Origin of the sequence: Actinoplanes sp. NPDC048791, assembly GCF_040650095.1 — a bacterium.
Taxonomy (GTDB): domain Bacteria; phylum Actinomycetota; class Actinomycetes; order Mycobacteriales; family Micromonosporaceae; genus Actinoplanes.
Map to the genome: position 1 here is coordinate 1 of NZ_JBEZGQ010001697.1, position 1,131 is coordinate 1,131.

The 1,131-nt window shown below is 75.2% G+C and carries 2 protein-coding genes; both read left to right on the top strand.

The window, feature by feature from the left end; translation table 11 throughout:
• Positions 1-710: ATP-binding protein (locus AB0C29_RS49710; protein ID WP_360835546.1), on the top strand; the 710-nt coding region annotated here is incomplete at its 5' end.
• 90 nt (positions 711-800) lie between these two features.
• Positions 801-1,131, top strand: a 331-nt coding sequence (locus AB0C29_RS49715; RefSeq protein ID WP_360835548.1) for a hypothetical protein, incomplete at its 3' end; no start/stop codon positions are given.

Below are 1,131 nucleotides of genomic sequence, written 5' to 3' on the forward strand. Positions count from 1 at the left end.
GCACCATCGCCGGCTGGTCCCAGCTGCTGCGGGCCGCGGCGTCGAGCGGCCGGCCGTTCATGCGGCTGATCGGGCACACCACGCCGGCGCACGGGGCGCGCAGCTGGGTCCGCTTCGAGTCCGCGCTCAACGAATCACTGGCCGGGCTGTGCGGGCATCTGCTGTGCCCGTACGACCGCAGCAACCTCCCGCCGGAAACCGTCAGCACGGCCGAACGCACCCACCCCCGGCTGTACGACGACGGGTGGCTGGAGAGTGTGGGCTACGAGCCGCCGGAACGGTTGCTGACCGAGCTGCCCGAGCCGCCGTACCCGGTCACCGGGGAGCCCGTCATCGCCGTACCGGTGCACGACTCCGTGGCCGGCCTGCGCGCGCAGGTCCGGGCGCGGGCCGCCGCGGAGGGCTGGCTGCCGCCCGACCGCGTCGAGAATCTCCTGCTGGCGCTGAGCGAGGTCGCCACCAACGGCATCCGGCACGGCGGCGAGCACCGGGAGCTGCGCGTCTGGCTGACCGACGACGCGGTGGTCTGCGAGGTCACCGACGACGGCCGGGTGCCGCCCGGTCCGCTCGCCGGCTATCTGCCGCCGCGGCCCGGCCGGATCGGCGGCATGGGCCTGTGGCTGGTCCAGCAGCTCTGCGACGCGATGGCGATCCGCTCGGTGGACGGGCTGACCCGAGCCCGCTTCGCGCTGCGCCGCAGCCCCGCCTGACCGGGGTAACCCCCGCCGTTTCCCGGGCACGACGCGCCGCCCTGTGTCCGAATAGTACGGATAAAGCCGTCCTATCCAAGGAGACTTCCCGTGCCCCCTACCCCGCACGTCCCCCAGTCCGCCGCGCCCGTCTCGGCGGCGCCGGCGCAGTCCGCCGACCCTCCCGGCTGGGAGACGCTGGAGCTGGCCCGGCACAGCGCGGAAGCGCACGCGACCTTCCAGCGGCTGATGACCGAGGCGCACCTGGAGTACCTGCGGGTCATCGAAGCCCTCACCGGCCGCCCGGCAGAACCGGACCGCGCAACCCGCCCGGCCGCACCGTCCAATGCGGCGGCCGGTCGATGGGCGGCGCCGGCGACGAGCCCCAACCGGCGGGCCTGGCCGGCAGCCGGCACCGACCGCCGGACCGACCCGGTCACGG